Source organism: Telluribacter humicola (assembly GCF_017355935.1).
Classification (GTDB): Bacteria; Bacteroidota; Bacteroidia; order Cytophagales; family Spirosomataceae; genus Telluribacter; species Telluribacter humicola.
Genome location: NZ_JAFIQT010000003.1, coordinates 591,807 through 609,379, shown reverse-complemented (window position 1 = coordinate 609,379; position 17,573 = coordinate 591,807). Strand labels below are relative to the sequence as shown.

Below are 17,573 nucleotides of genomic sequence, written 5' to 3'. Positions count from 1 at the left end.
CTTTACTTACTATATAAAAGAAAAAGGAACGCCCCGAGCGTTCCTTTTTCTTTTAGAAGTCTTCCATATCTCCGTCGCCGCCATCGCCACGCTGTTCGCGTTCGCGCTGGAGTTGCTTAATCTGCTTCCCAAAGCGGTACGTAAACCCAATAAAGGCAATCCGCGTTTCGCGCTTACCCAGCATATAGCTCTCAAAGCCTTCACCGTAGGTACGGATGCGGAACTTCAGGGTATTAAATATATCACTCACCCGTAGATTAACAGTACCCCGGCCATTCATGACATCTTTCTTCATGCCGAAGTCTACGTTAAAGAATCCTAGTATCTCCCCCTGTGGGATGATGAATGGTGAGCGATAGTTGACGCTAAGCTGTCCGTCAAAGCCTTTGGCAAAAGTAAAGCTGTTGTTGACACGGGCGGTCCAGCTACGGTTGGTCTGGGTAAGTACATTGGGTAGGTCAGGATCACCGCCTATGATACTCCGGAAAAAGTAGGAGAAGTTACCATTGGCTTTCCACCAGCGCACTATATCCTGATTCGCCACCAGCTCGATACCGTACGAGTAGGAACGGGCCAGGTTCAGGAACGTCTGCTCAGTTACGCCATCTTCACGTAAGCGGCGATAGCGGGTCACATCATCGGTACTAGCCCGGTAGAAGGTCGACGTAGTCAGTGAGGTACTCTTGCCATACCACAGGTGACTCAACTCAAAAGAATTAATCAGCTCCGGACGTAGATTAGGATTACCATAGCTAATGTTAAGCGGGTCCGATAGGTCAACGAACGGGTTCAGGGCCCGTACCCAGGGACGGTTGATACGACGCGTATAGTTGACCTGCATCTTCTGAGTCTTACTGATATCATAGTTCAGGAAAGCGCTGGGGAACAAGTAGGTATAGTTCTGCTGCGCGCTTTCTCCCGTTGTACGCTGCTCTGTATTTAAGAGGGTGTTTTCTAAGCGAAGACCGACCTGGTAGCTCCACTTTTTCATTTCGGTACCAAAGTTGGCGTAAGCGGCACTGGTATGTTCGTCATAGATAAAGTTGTTTGTGAGCCGCTCGTCAATCTGCCACATCAATACATCTCCAATGCGATTCTCGAACAGGAAATCTCCGTCGAGGTAGCGGTTGGTATACTTAAGACCGGTTTCAAACTTTCCGTTGTTTTTGAGCGGTTCCAGGAAGTCAAGTTGTATTACGCCGATCCGGTTGTTGTTGGTGCGGGTATTCCGCTGCTGCAAGGCTGGGTCCGAAGGCAGGCCGTTGGCACCAAATGTACTTTGGTTAAATAAGGCTACTTCGGTACCATTGGAGGTAGCCAGGGTAGCATCCATACTCAGCAGTCGTTTGGGCTTGGCGAACTTCTTGCGTATGCCCAACTGATAGTCAAAGCCCGCCTCGCGTTCTTCCTCGTCGTTGCTCCGGACAATGCGCTGTGACAACTGGCGGTTCAGGTCAAAGTTATTATAAATAGTCTGATCACGGTCACGGTCGTACTCAGGACGGTACATAATAGAGCCGGTAAGGGCAAACTTAGAAGTAGCATCCCAGTCAAAACCAAAGCGCAAGTTATTGTTCAGATCCCGGCTGATTCCATCGGTGCGCTGCTCAAGATACCGCAGCTCTTCGTTACGGAAGTTTTCGCGATCCATAATCCGGTAGTTAAATCGACGCACATCCCGGAAGTTATAGCTCGTGTACAGATTCAGCTTTTCATTAACCCGGTTGTTCAGGTTGATTGACGCATTGTACTTGTCGCGGGTACCTACGTTGAGTTGAGCAGTTCCGTTAAAGCCACTTGACTGTTCTTTTTTCAGGATTATATTAAGTATACCGGCAGCTCCGTCGGCGTCGTATTTGGACGAGGGATTTGTGATTACCTCAATGCTCTCAATACTGCTGGCTGGTATCTGTTCCAGAATAGCCTGGCGATCCAGCCCGGTGAGGCCAGATGGCTTACCATTGACCAGAATAATGACGTTCTCACTACCCCGCAGGCTCAGGTTACCATCCATATCCACCGTTACCGAAGGTACATTCTGCATAATATCCAGTGCGCTACCTCCGAGGGTAGCTGGCAGCCGGTCCACGTTGATTACCTTCCGGTCAAGATTGTACTCTACCAGCGCTTTCTGGCCCGTTACATTTACCTCCTCCAGTTGTCGGGCATTCTGTTTCAGCATGACAGTTCCTAGCTGAACACTGGGCGCTCCCGGCGAGATAGATATATTCTCCCTGCGAAACGTTGTAAAACCTAGTGACTGGATAAGCATGTAAAAATTACCATCGGGTATACCGGTTATCGTGAAAAATCCTTTTTCGTCGGTGATAGCACCAGCTACCGCTGAGGAATCGCTGGTCTTGAAAAGTGCCACACTGGCAAATGGAACGGGTTGCCGCTCTCCATCCTGTTCGTGCAGTAGCCGACCGGTTATTTCTCCTGCTGTCGACTGTGTGGTAGTAGTCTGCGGAGAGGGGGCGGGTGACTGCTCATCATCAGGAATCTGGGCGTAAGCTGTTCCTACAGATAGCAGAGCGGCACTTAGAAGTAGTATACAATGCATGAGCTTCATGAGTGGGTTGTTTTTTAAGGCTAATGATCTAGTTGTCAGTAAAAAGTACCTCTTGTGTAGGTAAATGGTTAATAATGAGGAGGAGATAGTATGCCTAGGGGTAAAAAACATGTGCCAAAAAAGCTGCGTATAGTAGTTCTATATACTATTTTGCAGGGTTGAGAAAGCCCTGATCCAGGTTATGAAGCGGATATATTAATCAGGAACAGACACCTGTTTATAAGCGTTGCTTTTCTACTTTTGTCAGAACAACTTCTTCAGACTATTAACTAAGCTAATCATCCTCTGATGAGAAAAATATTACTGTATACACTGGCTCTGTCGGTAGGTGTATCAATGGGTGTAAGTGCCCAGAAAAAGAAGAGAAAGGATGCTGTACCGCCGGTGTCAAGCCTGGGTTCGACTACGGCAGCAGATCGAATGGCCGGGTATGAGCAGCGTAAAAAGTTGGATGCGGCGTCCCTGGTAAGTAATGTGAAGTTCAGATCCATCGGACCCACCAACATGAGTGGGCGGGTTGTAGACCTGGACGTGAACGAGACCAATCCTACTCACTTCTATGTAGCCTATGCCTCAGGCGGACTATGGAAGACTGAGAACAATGGTATGAGCTTCACCCCGCTATTTGACCAGCAATCTACTATGACCATTGGGGATATAGCTGTAGACTGGAAGACCAACGGACAGACCATCTGGATAGGTACCGGAGAGAACAACTCGAGCCGCTCTTCGTATGCGGGTGATGGTGTCTATAAATCTACGGATGGTGGCAAAACATGGCAGCATCTAGGGTTGGAAGAAACACACCACATCGGGAAAGTTATTCTGCACCCTACCGACCCAAATATAGCTTGGGTAGCAGCAGCAGGCCATTTATACAGCTCCAACAGTGAGCGCGGCGTCTACAAGACCACCGATGGCGGACGCACCTGGACCAGGACGCTGTTCGTAGATAACCTGACAGGAGCCATTGATCTGGACGTTCATCCTACCAATCCTAATCTACTCTATGCCTCCATGTGGCACAAGGAGCGCAGCGCCTGGAACTTCGTGGAAGGCGGCAAGACTTCGGGCATCTACCAGTCTACCGACGGAGGAAGTACCTGGCAGCTCATGAGTACCCCCGCCAGCGGCTTCCCGCAGGGTGAAGGCGTAGGACGTATCGGGTTGGATATTTACCCGCGTGACCCCAATATCATGTACGCTTTTGTGGATAATCAGGATCGTCGCCAAACCGAGACTAAGAAAGAGGAGGAAGGGCTGACCACTAAGCAGCTTCGGGATATGACCGTGGAGCAGTTTATGAAGCTACCCGACCTGATCATCAACGAGTTTCTGGACAAGAGCGGATTCCCCGAAAAGAACTCCGCCAAGCAGCTTAAGACTGACATAGGCAGCGGTAAGCTGAAAGTTAAAGACCTTTACGACTTTGTGGCTGGTGCCAATGATGAGCTTATATCAGCTCCTATCAAAGGGGCCGAAGTATACCGCTCTGATGATGGCGGCAAGACCTGGAAAAAGACCCACGACGAGCCCCTGGACATGGTCTATACCTTTGGCTACTACTTTGGGCAGATATTCGTAGCTCCGAATGATCCGAATCGGGTTGTTACATTCGGGGTACCTATTCTGCTATCGGAAGATGGAGGCAAGAGCTGGAAGAGTCTGGACCGGGAAAATGTACACGCCGATCACCACGCGCTCTGGATCAACCCCAACAACCCTAACCACATGCTGGACGGGAACGATGGTGGGCTCAACCTGACCTACGACGGCGGCAAGCACTGGTCACACCTCAATCCGATTCCCGTGGGGCAGTTTTACGCCATTGGGGTAGATATGGAGAAGCCCTACAACGTGTACGGTGGCTTGCAGGATAATGGCGTGTGGTATGGTACCTCCAAGCCCCGCGAAGAAGGACCGATGCCGGAGTGGAAGTCTATTATGGGCGGTGACGGAATGCAGGTACAGGTAGACTGGCGCGACAACAGCACCGTCTATACCGGCTTTCAGTTTGGTAACTACTTCCGCCAGGACAAAAACCGCAGCGGGTACGGCAACATGAAGCGGCTGGTGATGCCCCGCGAAATCGGCGACCCCAAGCTTCGCTTTAACTGGCAGGCACCGATTCACCTGTCGCGGCACAATCAGGATATCGTCTACTTTGGCTCCAACAAGTTTCACCGGAGTATGGATAAGGGCGAAACGTTCATGACCCTCTCCGGCGACCTCACCAGAGGCGGTAAGGAAGGTGACGTTCCCTACGGTACGCTTACCATCATTGATGAGTCGCCGAAGCGCTTTGGCCTGTTGTACACCGGTAGCGACGATGGACTGGTACATGTATCTAAAGACGGTGGCTACACCTGGACCAAAATCTCTGATGCCCTGCCCCAAAACCTGTGGGTAAGCCGCGTAGCAGCCTCCGCCCACGACGAAGGTACCGTCTACGTATCGCTGAATGGCTACCGCAGCGACAACTTCAAGTCGTACCTGTACACCTCGCCCGACTACGGCCAGACCTGGAAGGCTATTGGTACTGACCTGCCCGCCGAGCCTGTCAACGTGGTAAAGGAAGATCCCGCCAATGCCAACATCCTGTACGTAGGTACCGACCACGGCGTCTATATTTCGTTAGATAAAGGTACTTCGTTTATGCGTATGGGCAGTGGCCTGCCTGCCGTAGCCGTACATGACCTGCTGGTTCACCCACGCGACAAGGAGCTGGTAGTAGGTACCCACGGACGCTCGATCTACGTAGCCGACGTGAGCCTGGTACAGCAGCTAGCCGATACACTCCGCCAGAAAGATGTATACGCCTTCGCACTGGAACCTGTGACGCAGAGCGAGCGCTGGGGTAGAGTGAGCCGGTATGAGGAGACCAAGCCTCAGCAGTACCAGATACCCTACTACGTGAAGTCAGCCGGAAAGAGTACCATCAGTATCCAGACGGACAAAGGCCTTACCCTGCGAACCCTCACCGACGACAGTGAAGCGGGCCTCAACTACGCCACCTGGAACCTCACCGTAGACGAAAGTGCCAAAGCCACCTACGAGCAGTACCTGAATGAAACAAAAAAGAACCCTTCGACAAGCTCAAGGCAGGCTACTTCGTCAGGCTCAGGGCAAGATAAGGAGGTAAAGCTGGAAGCTGCTGAAGACAAGAACCTGTACGTGCGCCCCGGTACTTACAAAGTAGTTATCACGTCGCCTTCCGGCGCCAAAACTGAGAAGACACTGAACATCAAAGCTCCCGAAAAGCGCCCCTCACGCAGGTCGGTAATACCCGGTTCGGCTATTCCGTCTACCCCCGGAGAGTGGGAGGAGTACATGGAGGAAGAGCTGGGACTGGAAGAGGTGAAGTAGGTTTAGCTTCTGTTTTATTTATTTAAGTTGGAAAGCGGCACTGGGATCACCTGGTGCCGCTTTATTTTTTATGGATATTTGAAAAAAAATATCCATCGTAATATTGCGATTAATAAAAAAGGGCTTACCTTTGGATCATTAATTGAATAAGCGTACATAAATGGGAGCGACTAAGACCGAAGAATTCACCGCCGAAGACAACCGGATAGCTGAGCTGGCCAAGGCTTTTGCGCATCCGGCCCGGGTGGCGATCCTGCGGTTGCTGGCGGAGAAGAAAGCCTGCATCTGTGGGGATCTGGTGGATGTGCTACCCCTCTCGCAGGCGACGGTGTCGCAACACCTCAAAGAGCTGAAGCGCATCGGGATCATCAAGGGCGACATCAATCCTCCGCGGGTATGCTACTGCATCAATGATGATGTGTGGGAAGAGGCGAGACAGGCATTTGGTAAAGTATTTGACAAGTATATAGCAGCCGGTTGCTGCTAAAAAATTTTACCCATAATCATCGTAATATTACAATAGAAGCAATAAGCTAATACCTAAAACCTAATAACTAAATTCTGACAACTAACAAACATCTATTAGCCATGAACAACTTGAACAACAACGACCAGGCCCTGAAAGAAATCGTGCGTCAGAAGTACGCCCAGATTGCCGAGCAGGATCCTTCCCTGAATGCCGCTTCCTGCTGCGGCGCCGGTCCTATCTCCCAGGAAGTATACAAGATTATGGCCGACGACTACACCCAGTCCGACGGTTACGTGGCCGAAGCCGACTTGGGATTAGGCTGCGGCCTGCCCACCCAGTTTGCTCAGATCCAGAAAGGTGACGTGGTGATAGACCTGGGTTCCGGAGCGGGTAATGACTGCTTTGTAGCGCGCTACGAAACCGGTGCGGAGGGCAAGGTAATCGGTATCGATTTTACGGAAGAGATGATCCAGCGGGCTCGTACCAATGCCGAAAAGCTGGGCTTCCATAATGTGGAGTTCCGTCAGGGCGACATTGAGGCCATGCCCGTTAATGACAACGTAGCCGATGTTGTCGTAAGCAACTGCGTCCTGAACCTGGTACCTAACAAGCAGAATGTCTTTGCCGAGATATTCCGGGTGCTCAAGCCAGGCGGCCATTTCAGCATATCGGATATCGTACTGCTGGGCGAGCTACCGGAGCACCTGCGGGAGGCGGCTGAGATGTACGCGGGCTGCGTATCCGGAGCCATCGCTAAGGAGGAGTACCTGCGGCTTATTGAGGAAGCCGGCTTTGAGAATATCACCCTACAAAAGCAAAAGCCTATTTACCTGCCGGACGATATTCTGCAGAAGTACCTTTCCGCGGAAGAGATAGCCGCTTTCCGGACCGGTAGCACGGGTATCGAGAGCATCACGGTATACGCCGAGAAGCCTAGTCTATCGGCGGAGGTAGAGCTGGAAATCGGAACGGCCACAGCCGGAGACTTTCAGGAAGTAGTGAATCTGCTGCAGGCGGAGAATCTGCCTACCGACGACCTAAATCCTGAGCTGCCTCACTTCCTGCTGGCTCGTGCTAACGGTGCCCTGGTAGGGGTAGCCGGTCTGGAAGTATACGGTACGGATGCCCTGCTACGCTCGGTGGTAGTACATAAAGACTACCGAAACTACCACATAGCCCGTCGCCTCACCAACGACCTGCTCAAGCAGGCAAAGCTCAACGGCATCAAGGACGTGTACCTGATCACGACCACGGCCGACAGGTACTTTGAGAAGCAGGGCTACGCTCGGGTGGATCGCGAGGCCATACCGGCGGCTATCCGGAGTACGCAGCAGTTTAGCGGTCTATGCCCTAGTACAGCCGTAACCATGCACAGTCGGCTCGAGAAGCCAAGGGTGCGGTTGTCAGATCTTCAGAACTCCTGCTGCACGCCCAATAGTGGATGCTGCTAATAGTAGTGATAGGGAAGAATAGGGCTGATTTAGAATACAAAGGATCAGAACTATTCTCCTCAAAGGAAGTTGTTATGGTGTAGTGGCAGCAATAACTCATTGCCATAAAAATCTTTGTTCACACCTAAAAGCACTAATAACTACCTTACTATGAAATCCCAGACATCCTTCATTGGCCTCGACCTGGAGAAGAGCCGCCAGTTAGCAGATAAACTCAATCAACTCCTGGCCAACTATCAGGTATTCTATATCAATACGCGTGGTTTCCACTGGAATATCAAGGGCGAGAAGTTCTTTGAACTACACGCGAAGTTCGAGGAGCTATACACCAACCTGCAGCTCAAGAATGATGAAATCGCTGAGCGGATTCTGACGCTGGGTCACACACCCCTACATAGCTATACTGACTACCTGTCCCTGTCGCGAATTCAGGAGAAGAAGAATATCAGCAACGGAAAGGAAGCCATTCAGTATATTCTTGAAGGCTACGAGGCTATTATCACCCTACAGCGCGAGCTACTGACGCTTTCGGGCGAAGCCGACGACGAAGGTACCAATGCCCTGATGAGTGACTATATCCGTGAGCAGGAAAAAGAAGTATGGATGTATTCGTCCTACCTCAATAGCTAAAAATATACTCTAATAACCAGATCCTAACCGAATGAGAGTGATACTACCGGTTAGTATTTCTTTTAAACATCATCCATCGTATATTTGCGATATATAATTGGTAGTAGATGGCAACTAATAAGAAATCTGAGTTTGATGCGGATGAGATACAACTGGCAGACTTTGCCAAAGCCCTGTCGCATCCGGCCCGTATTGCTATTCTGAAGATACTGGCCCAGAAGCAATCCTGCATTTGTGGTCAGATAGTAGAGGGGCTTCCTCTGGCGCAGCCTACTGTGTCGCAGCACCTGAAAGAGCTAAAGAACGCAGGGCTGATCAAGGGCGAGATCGAAGGAAAAACCTCCTGCTACTGCATCAACTGGGATACGTACGATCAGTTCCGGACCCTTTTTGAAGCCTTCGACATCCGGCTGGACGGTGGCCGTCAGCAGGTGCAGAACTGCTGTTAGCCCTGCCTAAAGTACCCATTCGTTTAATAAATACAGACGTTTACCATGCAATCCCCCAAACAGCTTTCCTTTCTTGACCGCTTCCTGACGCTCTGGATATTCCTGGCGATGGCGGTTGGAGTAGGTGTTGGCTACTTCTTTCCACAGGCCGAAGGAGTTATCAACAGCTTTAACTTTGGTAGTACCGAGCGCCAGTCGGTAAATGTACCCCTGGCACTTGGGCTCATCCTGATGATGTACCCCCCTTTGGCCAAAGTGCGCTACGAGGAGCTGCCGAAGGTATTCAGTAACACCAAGATCCTGGGTCTTTCGCTGCTGCAGAACTGGATCATCGGTCCGCTGCTGATGTTCGGGCTGGCGGTGATTTTCCTGCCCGATCAGCCTGAGTACATGACCGGCCTGATCCTGATTGGGATAGCCCGCTGTATCGCGATGGTTATCGTCTGGAACGACCTGGCCAATGGTGACCGCCTCTACGCCGCCGGACTAGTGGCCTTCAACAGTATCTTTCAGGTACTATTCTATTCAGTCTACGCCTGGATCTTTATTACGGTACTGCCGCCGCTCTTTGGCCTGACGGGTTATGAGGTCGATATTACAATTGGTGAAGTGGCCGAAAGCGTGTTCCTGTACCTGGGGGTGCCTTTTCTGCTGGGCCTAGTTTCCCGCTATACCCTTACCTCCCTCAAAGGCCGTATCTGGTACGAGCAGGTATACCTGCCTAAGATAAACCCTATTACCCTTATCGCCCTGCTGTTTACGATAGTAGTCATGTTCAGTCTTAAAGGGCAGACCATCGTGGAGATTCCGATGGATGTAGTACGTATTGCCATACCGCTCACCTTTTACTTTGCCATTATGTTCTTCTCGGCTTTTTATCTTTCCAAGAAAGCAGGAGCCGATTACGGTAAGTCTACTTCACTGGCCTTTACGGCGGCCGGTAATAACTTCGAGCTGGGCATCGCGGTAGCTATCGCCGTGTTTGGTATTGATTCGGGTGCTGCCTTCGCGGCCGTAGTCGGGCCACTCATCGAAGTACCCGTTCTGATCCTGATGGTCAACTTTGCCTTAAAGCAACAGAAGAAGATGAAGCAGAGCCCGGAGCAGGTAGCCGCTTAGGTACATAACTGACTCACAAACCTTCAACTCATAAACTCATACATTCCACCATGTACTCCGCTATTCAAAGCTACCTCGACCAACTTGACCTGAACAGCATACCGTCGGAGCGTCGCGCTGCCCTGGATCAACTCACTGGTTATATCCAGGAGAAAATAGAAAAACAGGAGCCGGTACGGCTGACATTTATATGTACCCACAACTCCCGCCGTAGCCATCTGGGGCAGGTATGGGCGCAGGTAGCAGCGGTGCATTACGATGTACCCGACGTATCTACTTTTTCGGGGGGGACCGAAACTACCACCTGTAATCCGCGTACTATTGCTGCCTTTAAGCGGGCCGGTATGGAGGTAGCCCAAACCACCGAAGGCGATAACCCGGTGTACCACCTTGCCTACGATGAGGCCTTACCGCCGGTGGTGGCTTTCTCTAAGGTATACGATCAGGAGCCTAATCCAACCACAGGCTTTGCGGCCATCATGACGTGCAGCCACGCCGAGGAGAACTGCCCCTTTATTCCGGGAGCAGAGCGCCGTTTGTCTATTACCTATACCGACCCCAAAGAGGCAGACGATACACCGGCCGAAGCGGCAACCTACGATGAGCGCTGCCGACAGATCGCGACCGAGATGATGTACGTCTTTGCCGGGGTGAAGAAATAGTCTGTTAGCCATGAAACGCGTGCCTGTAAATCCTCCCACTTGCGGGAGGATTTACTATTTTTGTACCTGACCAACTAGCTATTTATGCTGCACAAAACCCGAGGCATTGCCCTGAGCTACATACGTTACCGGGAGACTTCCATCATCGCGAAGATCTATACCGAAGCCTTCGGGATTCAGAGCTATATCGTGAATGGCGTCAGGAGCAGCCGGTCCAAGTCCAACCGCATTGCCCTGTTTCAGCCCCTGACCCTACTGGACCTGGTCGTGTACCATAAAGACAAGGCCGAAAACAGCCTGTATCGTATATCGGAGCTCAAGCCGCGGGTACCTTTTCGCAGCCTGCCCTTCGATGTGATCAAGTCCAGCCTGGCGCTGTTCGTGACGGAGATCCTGGGCAAGACGCTGCGCGAAGAGGAAAATAACGAGCTCCTGTTTCAGTTTCTGGAAGAGTCGATCCTGTACCTGGACGAAGCCGATCGGGGCTACGAGAACTTCCACATTCAGTTCCTGTTGCAGCTGGCCTTCTTCCTGGGCTTTGGGTTTGAATCAGTCAGAGAACTGGAAACCGAATTAGCCGGCAACCTGTACCCGCACCGCCCCGACGAGGACCAGCGCGAGGCGCTTATGACCCTACTGGTAGCTCCCTACGGTACGCCGGTACCACTGGATCGTCCGCGCCGCGCTTCCCTGCTGGAAATGATCGTTTTCTTCTACAAAATACACATGGATACGCTGGGGGAGGTACGATCCATGGAGGTACTGCGGGAGGTGCTCAGGTAGGCTTGTTGATGAACAGGCAAACAACCTGTGTGTGGAATGGTTCTTTAGTTCTGAAAGATGCACGTATTTCAAAACACTCATAGATCATGAAGCACCTATTGACCATTCTACTAGCTACGCTGGGACTTACGGCCCCTGCCCAATCCATCAAAGGCGCCTGGAAGGCGCTGGCCCAGAACAACAGTACCGTCACGCTCATCATAGCTGACAACTACCTCATGAGCGCCTCCTACAATCCGCTCAATAAGTACTTTGACCGGACCGAGGGAGGCCCCTTCACCATGAGCGGGAATCAGATGACCTATACCCCCGAGTTCAATACCACCGATACGGCCGCCATTGGAGTACCTATTGTATATACCATCGAACGTAAGGATAGTATACTGACGCTGCGGGGTAAGGAAGCCTGGGTGTATACCATAGTAGATGACGCGAAAAATGTACCTATGGCCGGTACCTGGCACATCACCGAGCGGGCCAATGATCAGGGAGGAATGTCCAAAATACACCAGACCGGCACGCGCAAAACCTTGAAAATCCTGTCGGGTACCCGCTTCCAGTGGGCGGCTATAGATCCGGCGGTTAAAGGGTTTTACGGAACGGGTGGAGGTACCTACGAGGTCAAGAATGGAAAGTATACAGAGAATATCCTGTTTTTCTCGCGTGACAATAATCGGGTGGGAGCCAAGCTAAGCTTCGACTGGGACCTGAAAGACGGCCGTTGGGACCATTCAGGAAAGAGTAGTGCCGGAGCGCCCATCCATGAGGTGTGGGAAAAGATTGACAGCAAGTAGTGTAGTAGACGATACTATATATTTAGAATTGAAAGCCCGGACACGTTCCGGGCTTTTTTTGCATCGTTTGGCTTCTGGATGAATGCTATTTAGAATTATTCAAAATAAATTGAAGTTTTTCTTGCGATGAAAAAGGGGAGGCCTTAGGTTTGTATAATTATTTTTAATTAGTCTAATTATCTGATTGATAAATGAAAGTGTATACCTACCTACTAAGCTCACTTCTCTTATTAACTATAGCTCTGGTACCTCAATCCTTTGCCCAGTCGGCGCAGGGAAGTATCAGAGGAACCATAACCTCTACAGACGGTCAACCTATATATCCGGCCACAGTATCACTGAAGAGGAGTAAAGCAGGAACCGTAACCAGCGAAACCGGTGAGTTTGTGCTGAATAATCTGGAAGCTGGGACCTATACACTGGTACTATCCGCGGTAGGGTATGGAGCGGTAGAGAAGAGCGTACGGGTAAGCAGCGGACAAGCCAGCACCGTAGAAATAGCAATGCCTTCTACTATCGAGCAGCTGAGTGAGGTAGTCGTAACGGCTAGTCGCAAGCCCGAAAGTGTGAAAGAAGTACCCTCGGCCATGACCATTGTGGGCCGTCGCCAGATCCAGGAGCAGGTAGCCATGAACGCCGACATCACCAATGTACTGCAGTACACCGTACCGGGCCTGGCGATAGCAACCGGCCGTAGCTCCAACACCGGCCAGACCCTGCGGGGCCGCCAGGTACTGGTACTGATCGATGGGGTGCCGCAGTCAACTCCACTTCGTAACGGCGGGCGCGACCTGCGTACCATTGATCCTTCGGCTATAGAGCGCATCGAAGTCATCAAAGGGGCTACTTCCATCTACGGCAACGGTGCCGACGGAGGTATCATCAACTACATCACCAAACGTCCCGACAGCAATGAGCCACTGAGCGGGCAGACCTGGGTGGGCCTCACCAGCGGGCTGACCGATAACAACAGCGAAACAATGGGCTACCGGCTAAGCCAGCAGTTTACCGGGCGCAGCAATAAGTTCGACTACGTATTCAACGGGACCTACGAGCGCAGCGGCCTTATGCGCGATGCCAATGGGGTAGCTATCTCGCCCTTCTATAACACGGGTGAAATGAACAACTACAACGTGCTGGGTAAGATCGGGTACTCCATCTCCAGCAAGCAGCGTGTGGAGGCGATGTACAACTACTTTGCGGCCAAGTCGGACCTGCAGTATGTAGAGCAACTGGGTAAGTACGGGCAGGAGCCTACCATCGGAGTGCGTACTTCAGATGCCATACCCGGTACACCACAGGGCACCCCTTACAACCACAACGCTACGCTTCGGTATAGCTACGACCAGATCGCAGGAGGTACCGGACTGGAAGTAGTCGCTTATGCGCAGAGCTTCCGGACTGTATATGGTTATGAAGCACAGTACTTTGAAGGAGGTGGGCAGTCTAATATCGTGTCGGACAAGAAAGGGTTGCGGCTGAATCTGAACACTCCCCTGAAGCTCACCAACAACATTGACGGGGAGCTGCTGTACGGAGCCGACCTGCTCAATGACCAGACGGCCCAGAAGTTACAGGACGGCCGCTTCTGGACGCCTAATATGAACATGACCAACCTGGCGCCCTACGCACAGCTGAAACTGGACTTTTTCCGCAACCTGATCCTGAAAGCCGGTGCCCGTTTTGAAAACATTCGGGTGGACGTGTCTGACTTCTCCACCGTCCGGACCTACAATAACGCTAAGCAGATCTATGAAGGAGGTATTGCGGTAGGCGGTGGTGAACTGGACTACAATGCCTTCGTTGGTAATGTAGGTCTGCGCTACTCGGGTACCGAAGCTTTTCAACCCTTCGTAAGCTTTTCACAGGCTTTCTCGATCAATGAGCTGGGACGTATTCTTCGTACAGCCCAAACGAGCATCATTGGCGATCTAAAGACAGAACCGGTGATTGTCAACAACTACGAGGCAGGGGTATCGGGTACTATCTCCAGCATTTTCCATTATGATGTAGCCTACTACCAGAGCTTCTCTGAGCTGGGGGCTTCTTACCGCCAGCAGGCTAGTGGTACATTCGAGATTGTGCGGGCTCCCGAAAAGATATGGGGCTATGAAGTATCAGCCGATGTATCACCCACGAGGTACCTGACGCTGGGAGGCTCGTATAGCTTTGTGGAAGGCCAGACCGACAGCAACAACGATGGCTTATACGATACCTATTTGGGTGGTGACCGTATCATGGCTCCCAAAACTACGGTGTACGTACGGGTACAGCCGCTGCCGGCTCTCGTGCTGAATGTTAATACACTAATTTCCGGCAGTCGCAATCGTTTTCAACCCGGTAACAATGGTCTGTATACCTACGGCCGTGGTCCGGTAGAGAGCTTCACATTGGTAAACTTCAACGGTTCGTACAGCTTCAACCCCAGTACAACGCTATCGCTGGGTGTAGAGAACCTGCTGAATACTGACTATTATCCTACCATATCGCAGTGGGCAGCCCGCGATGCTGACTATATCAAGGCACCCGGCAGAAGAGGTATGCTAACCTTATCCTATAAATTCTGATGAAACGCCTTAGAAAGCTTGTTGCTCCGGTACATCTCTGGCTGGGACTCCTATCGGGAAGTCTCATGGTGGTAGTAGCCCTGACGGGCTGTATCTGGGCCTTTGAGGAGGAGATCCGGTATGCTACCCAGCGGGAGATCTTATTCGTGGAACCGCAGGTGAATGCGCCCCGGGCTACGGTGGAGCAGATTATTTCCTCACTGGAAAAGCTGGAAGGGGGTAAGGTCAATCAGATCCGCTTCTTTGGCAATCCTGAGAAGGCGGTTAATGTGTATACCAAGGATAAGCAGCTCATTACGCTGAATCCATACAATGCTCAAGTGATTTCTGTACGTAGTACGGAAGATGATGTGATGTCAACCATTCTGAGTCTGCACCGGACGCTGCTCCTGGGCGACGTAGGCAAGAAGATTATTTACTGGAATACGTGGGTATTCATTGTGATGCTGGTAACGGGACTGGTATTGTGGGCACCCCGTAAGCTGAACCAATGGTCTAAGTACTTCACCATCCGGAACTGCGGCAACAAGAAAGTCTACAACTACAAGATCCATTCCGTAGGTGGTATGTACGCCGTACCCCTGCTACTCCTGATGGCTATTACGGGCCTGAGCATTGCATCTCACAAAGCCACTAAAGATGAGGTAAAATCAGTAGTACGTCCGGTTGAGCATCCCGAGCGGCTGGCTGATGCGGCACTGCATACGGTGTGGAAAGGGGAGCCCTACGAGAGTATTCGGGTTATTCCGGCCAAGGATAGTACGGACCTGTTCCGCATCATGATCCGCTATGAGACCAACAGCTTCCGTAAAGAAAGCAACTTCGGCTTTGATCAGTACTCAGGTGAGTTGCTGGTGGCGAAGCGTTACACAGAGCAGTCGGGCTGGGACCGGTTCTGGAAGTCAGACTTTGAGATCCATACCGGCCGTATATGGGGCCTGGGCGGGAAGGTATTAGCCTTCTGTACCGGGCTGATGGCGCTGGTACTACCTGTTAGCGGCTTCCTGATCTGGTTCTGGAAACGCCGTTCTTCAAAAGGAATGGTACGTAAGGAAATTGGTAAAAAAGTACCTGCCGCGCAGGTTGTTTAGAAAGATTCAAAATAAATGACGTAAATCATTTGGACTCATTCTAAATAAGATTACTTTTGTAGTATAATTATCCTGTTAACCATGAACTACTTCCAAACTTCTGATGTGGTAGCCAGCGTAGGGGATCAAAAGCCCTGGACGTTGTCGCTGGTAGAGAATGAGTGTTGTGCGCTGAAGAAGTGCTGTAAGAACTATAAGAAAAAAGGAAAGTACTGCAAAAAGTGCCCTAAGAAGGACGAGTAAGAGCTTCAGTACCTTTATTTAAGATATTTACAAAAGCGGGAGACCTGATTATCAGGTCTCCCGCTTTTGGCTTACGATCTATCACAATTAATTACTCCCTTATATCTTCCGCTTCAGCTCAAAATGCTGCCCCAGGTACACGCGGCGCACTTGCTCGTCGGCGGCCAGCTCTTCGGCGGAGCCTTGTTTTAGTATCTTTCCTTCAAAAAGCAGATAGGCCCGGTCGGTGATGGAGAGGGTTTCGTTTACGTTGTGGTCGGTGATAAGGATGCCGATGTTACGGTGCTTCAGCTTGGCAACAATACTTTGAATATCTTCAACCGCAATGGGGTCTACACCGGCGAAAGGCTCGTCAAGGAGTATAAACTTAGGGTCTACCGCCAGGGCGCGGGCAATCTCGGTACGGCGGCGCTCACCACCCGATAGTACCATACCTTTGTTTTTGCGTACGTGGTGCAGACTAAACTCGTCCAGCAGGGCCTCTACCTTCTCTTTACGGTCAGCTTTAGAAAGATTGGTCATTTCCAGTACCGCCATGATATTTTCCTCCACCGTCAACTGCCGGAATATCGATGCCTCCTGAGCCAGGTACCCTAGTCCCAGCCGCGCACGTCTGTACATGGGCAGGTTCGTAATATCAATATCATCCAGGTATACCTTACCGCTATTAGGCTTCACCAGTCCTACAGCCATGTAGAAGGAGGTAGTTTTACCGGCACCATTGGGTCCCAGTAGTCCTACGATCTCGCCCTGCTCCACGGAGTAGCTTACCTGGTCATTGACAAGGCGTGAGCCGTATTTTTTTATCAGGTTTTCAGTCCTAAGGATCATAGTTGGTCTTTTATCATCAGGTACATGCCCCGGTACTCAGGCTTCATCCGTTCGAAGGGGAGCTGCTTCGTGCCCTCCTTGCGGTAGCCGTTCTTCTCATAAAATTGAATAGCCTGACTGCTATCCATGGTATACAGGTAAATATAATCGCGTTGCAGTTCGGTAGCCCGGTTAGCTACCCAGTCCATAACCTGACTACCCAGGCCAGTGCCGGTGGCTTCTTTCAGCAGATAGATCCGTTCCAGCTCCATTCCGTTGTCAGAGAGTACGGTTGTTTCAGCAGGTTTTCCCTGCAGATTTATCTTGATATAGCCTACGGGAGCATCTTGCTGATAGATCCAGTAATACTCAGAAGCCGAGTCAGAAAGTTCGGCAGCCAGCTGCTCCGCGTTGTAGCGGGTGCGCTGGTACCATTCCCCCTGATCGTACCAGAGGTACAGGTAAAACTGGGGGTATATGCGCAGACAAAGGGCTGAAAGAAGATCGGCCTCCCCGGTGCTAATTTTTTCTATTCGTATTGCGGTATGGGTTTGTACTTGCATGCTT

The 17,573-nt window shown here is 51.1% G+C and carries 15 protein-coding genes and 1 pseudogene; 13 read left to right on the top strand and 3 right to left on the bottom strand.

The window, feature by feature from the left end; all coding sequences use genetic code 11:
• Window positions 1-52 precede the first annotated feature (52 nt).
• Window positions 53-2,572, bottom strand: a complete 2,520-nt coding sequence (locus JUB14_RS17890) for a TonB-dependent receptor (protein WP_207507977.1) — start codon at window positions 2,570-2,572, stop codon at window positions 53-55.
• 288 nt (window positions 2,573-2,860) lie between these two features.
• Here JUB14_RS17890 and JUB14_RS17885 point away from each other — a divergent pair, with 288 nt between their 5' ends.
• The 13 genes and pseudogenes from JUB14_RS17885 (at window position 2,861) to JUB14_RS17830 (ending at window position 16,196) form a co-directional block, all read left to right on the top strand.
• Window positions 2,861-5,938, top strand: a complete 3,078-nt coding sequence (locus tag JUB14_RS17885; RefSeq protein WP_207507975.1) for a WD40/YVTN/BNR-like repeat-containing protein — start codon at window positions 2,861-2,863, stop codon at window positions 5,936-5,938.
• 160 nt (window positions 5,939-6,098) lie between these two features.
• Entirely contained in the window at window positions 6,099-6,425 is a 327-nt protein-coding gene (locus JUB14_RS17880; protein ID WP_207507972.1) for an ArsR/SmtB family transcription factor, read from the top strand.
• Window positions 6,426-6,526: 101 nt separating this feature from the next.
• Window positions 6,527-7,354 (top strand): annotated as a pseudogene (locus JUB14_RS28145) (arsenite methyltransferase); the annotation flags it as partial.
• Window positions 7,355-7,405: 51 nt separating this feature from the next.
• Window positions 7,406-7,858, top strand: coding sequence for an arsenic resistance N-acetyltransferase ArsN2 (gene arsN2, locus JUB14_RS28140; protein ID WP_374757821.1), 453 nt, complete (start codon window positions 7,406-7,408; stop codon window positions 7,856-7,858).
• A gap of 150 nt (window positions 7,859-8,008) precedes the next feature.
• On the top strand, window positions 8,009-8,488 hold the full coding sequence (locus JUB14_RS17870; protein WP_207507968.1) for a Dps family protein: 480 nt from the start codon (window positions 8,009-8,011) through the stop codon (window positions 8,486-8,488).
• A gap of 107 nt (window positions 8,489-8,595) precedes the next feature.
• Window positions 8,596-8,937 carry an ArsR/SmtB family transcription factor gene (locus JUB14_RS17865; RefSeq protein ID WP_207507966.1) on the top strand — a complete coding sequence of 114 codons (342 nt, stop codon included), beginning with the start codon at window positions 8,596-8,598 and terminating at the stop codon, window positions 8,935-8,937.
• Between the two features lie 45 nt (window positions 8,938-8,982).
• Window positions 8,983-10,056, top strand: coding sequence for an ACR3 family arsenite efflux transporter (arsB, locus tag JUB14_RS17860; protein ID WP_207507964.1), 1,074 nt, complete (start codon window positions 8,983-8,985; stop codon window positions 10,054-10,056).
• A gap of 50 nt (window positions 10,057-10,106) precedes the next feature.
• Window positions 10,107-10,718, top strand: coding sequence for a low molecular weight phosphatase family protein (locus JUB14_RS17855; RefSeq protein WP_207507962.1), 612 nt, complete (start codon window positions 10,107-10,109; stop codon window positions 10,716-10,718).
• A gap of 84 nt (window positions 10,719-10,802) precedes the next feature.
• Window positions 10,803-11,501 (top strand): DNA repair protein RecO, encoded by a 699-nt coding sequence (gene recO / locus JUB14_RS17850; protein WP_207507960.1) that lies wholly within the window; start codon window positions 10,803-10,805, stop codon window positions 11,499-11,501.
• Window positions 11,502-11,587: 86 nt separating this feature from the next.
• Entirely contained in the window at window positions 11,588-12,295 is a 708-nt protein-coding gene (locus JUB14_RS17845) for a hypothetical protein (protein WP_207507958.1), read from the top strand.
• 191 nt (window positions 12,296-12,486) lie between these two features.
• The gene (locus tag JUB14_RS17840; protein ID WP_207507956.1) at window positions 12,487-14,862 is read left to right on the top strand and encodes a TonB-dependent receptor; all 2,376 of its coding nucleotides are present in this window, start codon (window positions 12,487-12,489) and stop codon (window positions 14,860-14,862) included.
• A complete protein-coding gene (locus JUB14_RS17835) occupies window positions 14,862-15,953 on the top strand; it encodes a PepSY-associated TM helix domain-containing protein (RefSeq protein WP_207507954.1) in 1,092 nt (363 codons plus the stop codon). The genes JUB14_RS17840 and JUB14_RS17835 overlap by 1 nt, the downstream gene beginning before the upstream one ends.
• An 81-nt stretch (window positions 15,954-16,034) precedes the next feature.
• On the top strand, window positions 16,035-16,196 hold the full coding sequence (locus JUB14_RS17830; protein ID WP_207508133.1) for a hypothetical protein: 162 nt from the start codon (window positions 16,035-16,037) through the stop codon (window positions 16,194-16,196).
• 99 nt (window positions 16,197-16,295) lie between these two features.
• On the opposite strand, the gene lptB is transcribed toward JUB14_RS17830, so the two are convergent.
• Together lptB and JUB14_RS17820 are read right to left on the bottom strand one after the other, a co-directional pair.
• Window positions 16,296-17,027 (bottom strand): LPS export ABC transporter ATP-binding protein, encoded by a 732-nt coding sequence (gene lptB, locus JUB14_RS17825; protein ID WP_207507951.1) that lies wholly within the window; start codon window positions 17,025-17,027, stop codon window positions 16,296-16,298.
• Window positions 17,024-17,569, bottom strand: coding sequence for a GNAT family N-acetyltransferase (locus JUB14_RS17820; RefSeq protein WP_207507949.1), 546 nt, complete (start codon window positions 17,567-17,569; stop codon window positions 17,024-17,026). Before JUB14_RS17820 ends, lptB begins: the two co-directional genes overlap by 4 nt.
• Between the last annotated feature and the right edge of the window lie 4 nt (window positions 17,570-17,573).

Coding starts and splice junctions, on each gene's coding strand:
- recO (WP_207507960.1), top strand. CDS start 10,803: ATGCTGCACAAAACCCGAGGCATTGCCCTGAGCTACATACGTTACCGG.
- JUB14_RS17885 (WP_207507975.1), top strand. CDS start 2,861: ATGAGAAAAATATTACTGTATACACTGGCTCTGTCGGTAGGTGTATCA.
- JUB14_RS17820 (WP_207507949.1), bottom strand. CDS start 17,569: ATGCAAGTACAAACCCATACCGCAATACGAATAGAAAAAATTAGCACC.
- JUB14_RS17880 (WP_207507972.1), top strand. CDS start 6,099: ATGGGAGCGACTAAGACCGAAGAATTCACCGCCGAAGACAACCGGATA.
- JUB14_RS17840 (WP_207507956.1), top strand. CDS start 12,487: ATGAAAGTGTATACCTACCTACTAAGCTCACTTCTCTTATTAACTATA.
- JUB14_RS17870 (WP_207507968.1), top strand. CDS start 8,009: ATGAAATCCCAGACATCCTTCATTGGCCTCGACCTGGAGAAGAGCCGC.
- JUB14_RS17845 (WP_207507958.1), top strand. CDS start 11,588: ATGAAGCACCTATTGACCATTCTACTAGCTACGCTGGGACTTACGGCC.
- JUB14_RS17890 (WP_207507977.1), bottom strand. CDS start 2,572: ATGAAGCTCATGCATTGTATACTACTTCTAAGTGCCGCTCTGCTATCT.
- lptB (WP_207507951.1), bottom strand. CDS start 17,027: ATGATCCTTAGGACTGAAAACCTGATAAAAAAATACGGCTCACGCCTT.
- arsB (WP_207507964.1), top strand. CDS start 8,983: ATGCAATCCCCCAAACAGCTTTCCTTTCTTGACCGCTTCCTGACGCTC.
- JUB14_RS17830 (WP_207508133.1), top strand. CDS start 16,035: ATGAACTACTTCCAAACTTCTGATGTGGTAGCCAGCGTAGGGGATCAA.
- JUB14_RS17835 (WP_207507954.1), top strand. CDS start 14,862: ATGAAACGCCTTAGAAAGCTTGTTGCTCCGGTACATCTCTGGCTGGGA.
- JUB14_RS17855 (WP_207507962.1), top strand. CDS start 10,107: ATGTACTCCGCTATTCAAAGCTACCTCGACCAACTTGACCTGAACAGC.
- JUB14_RS17865 (WP_207507966.1), top strand. CDS start 8,596: ATGGCAACTAATAAGAAATCTGAGTTTGATGCGGATGAGATACAACTG.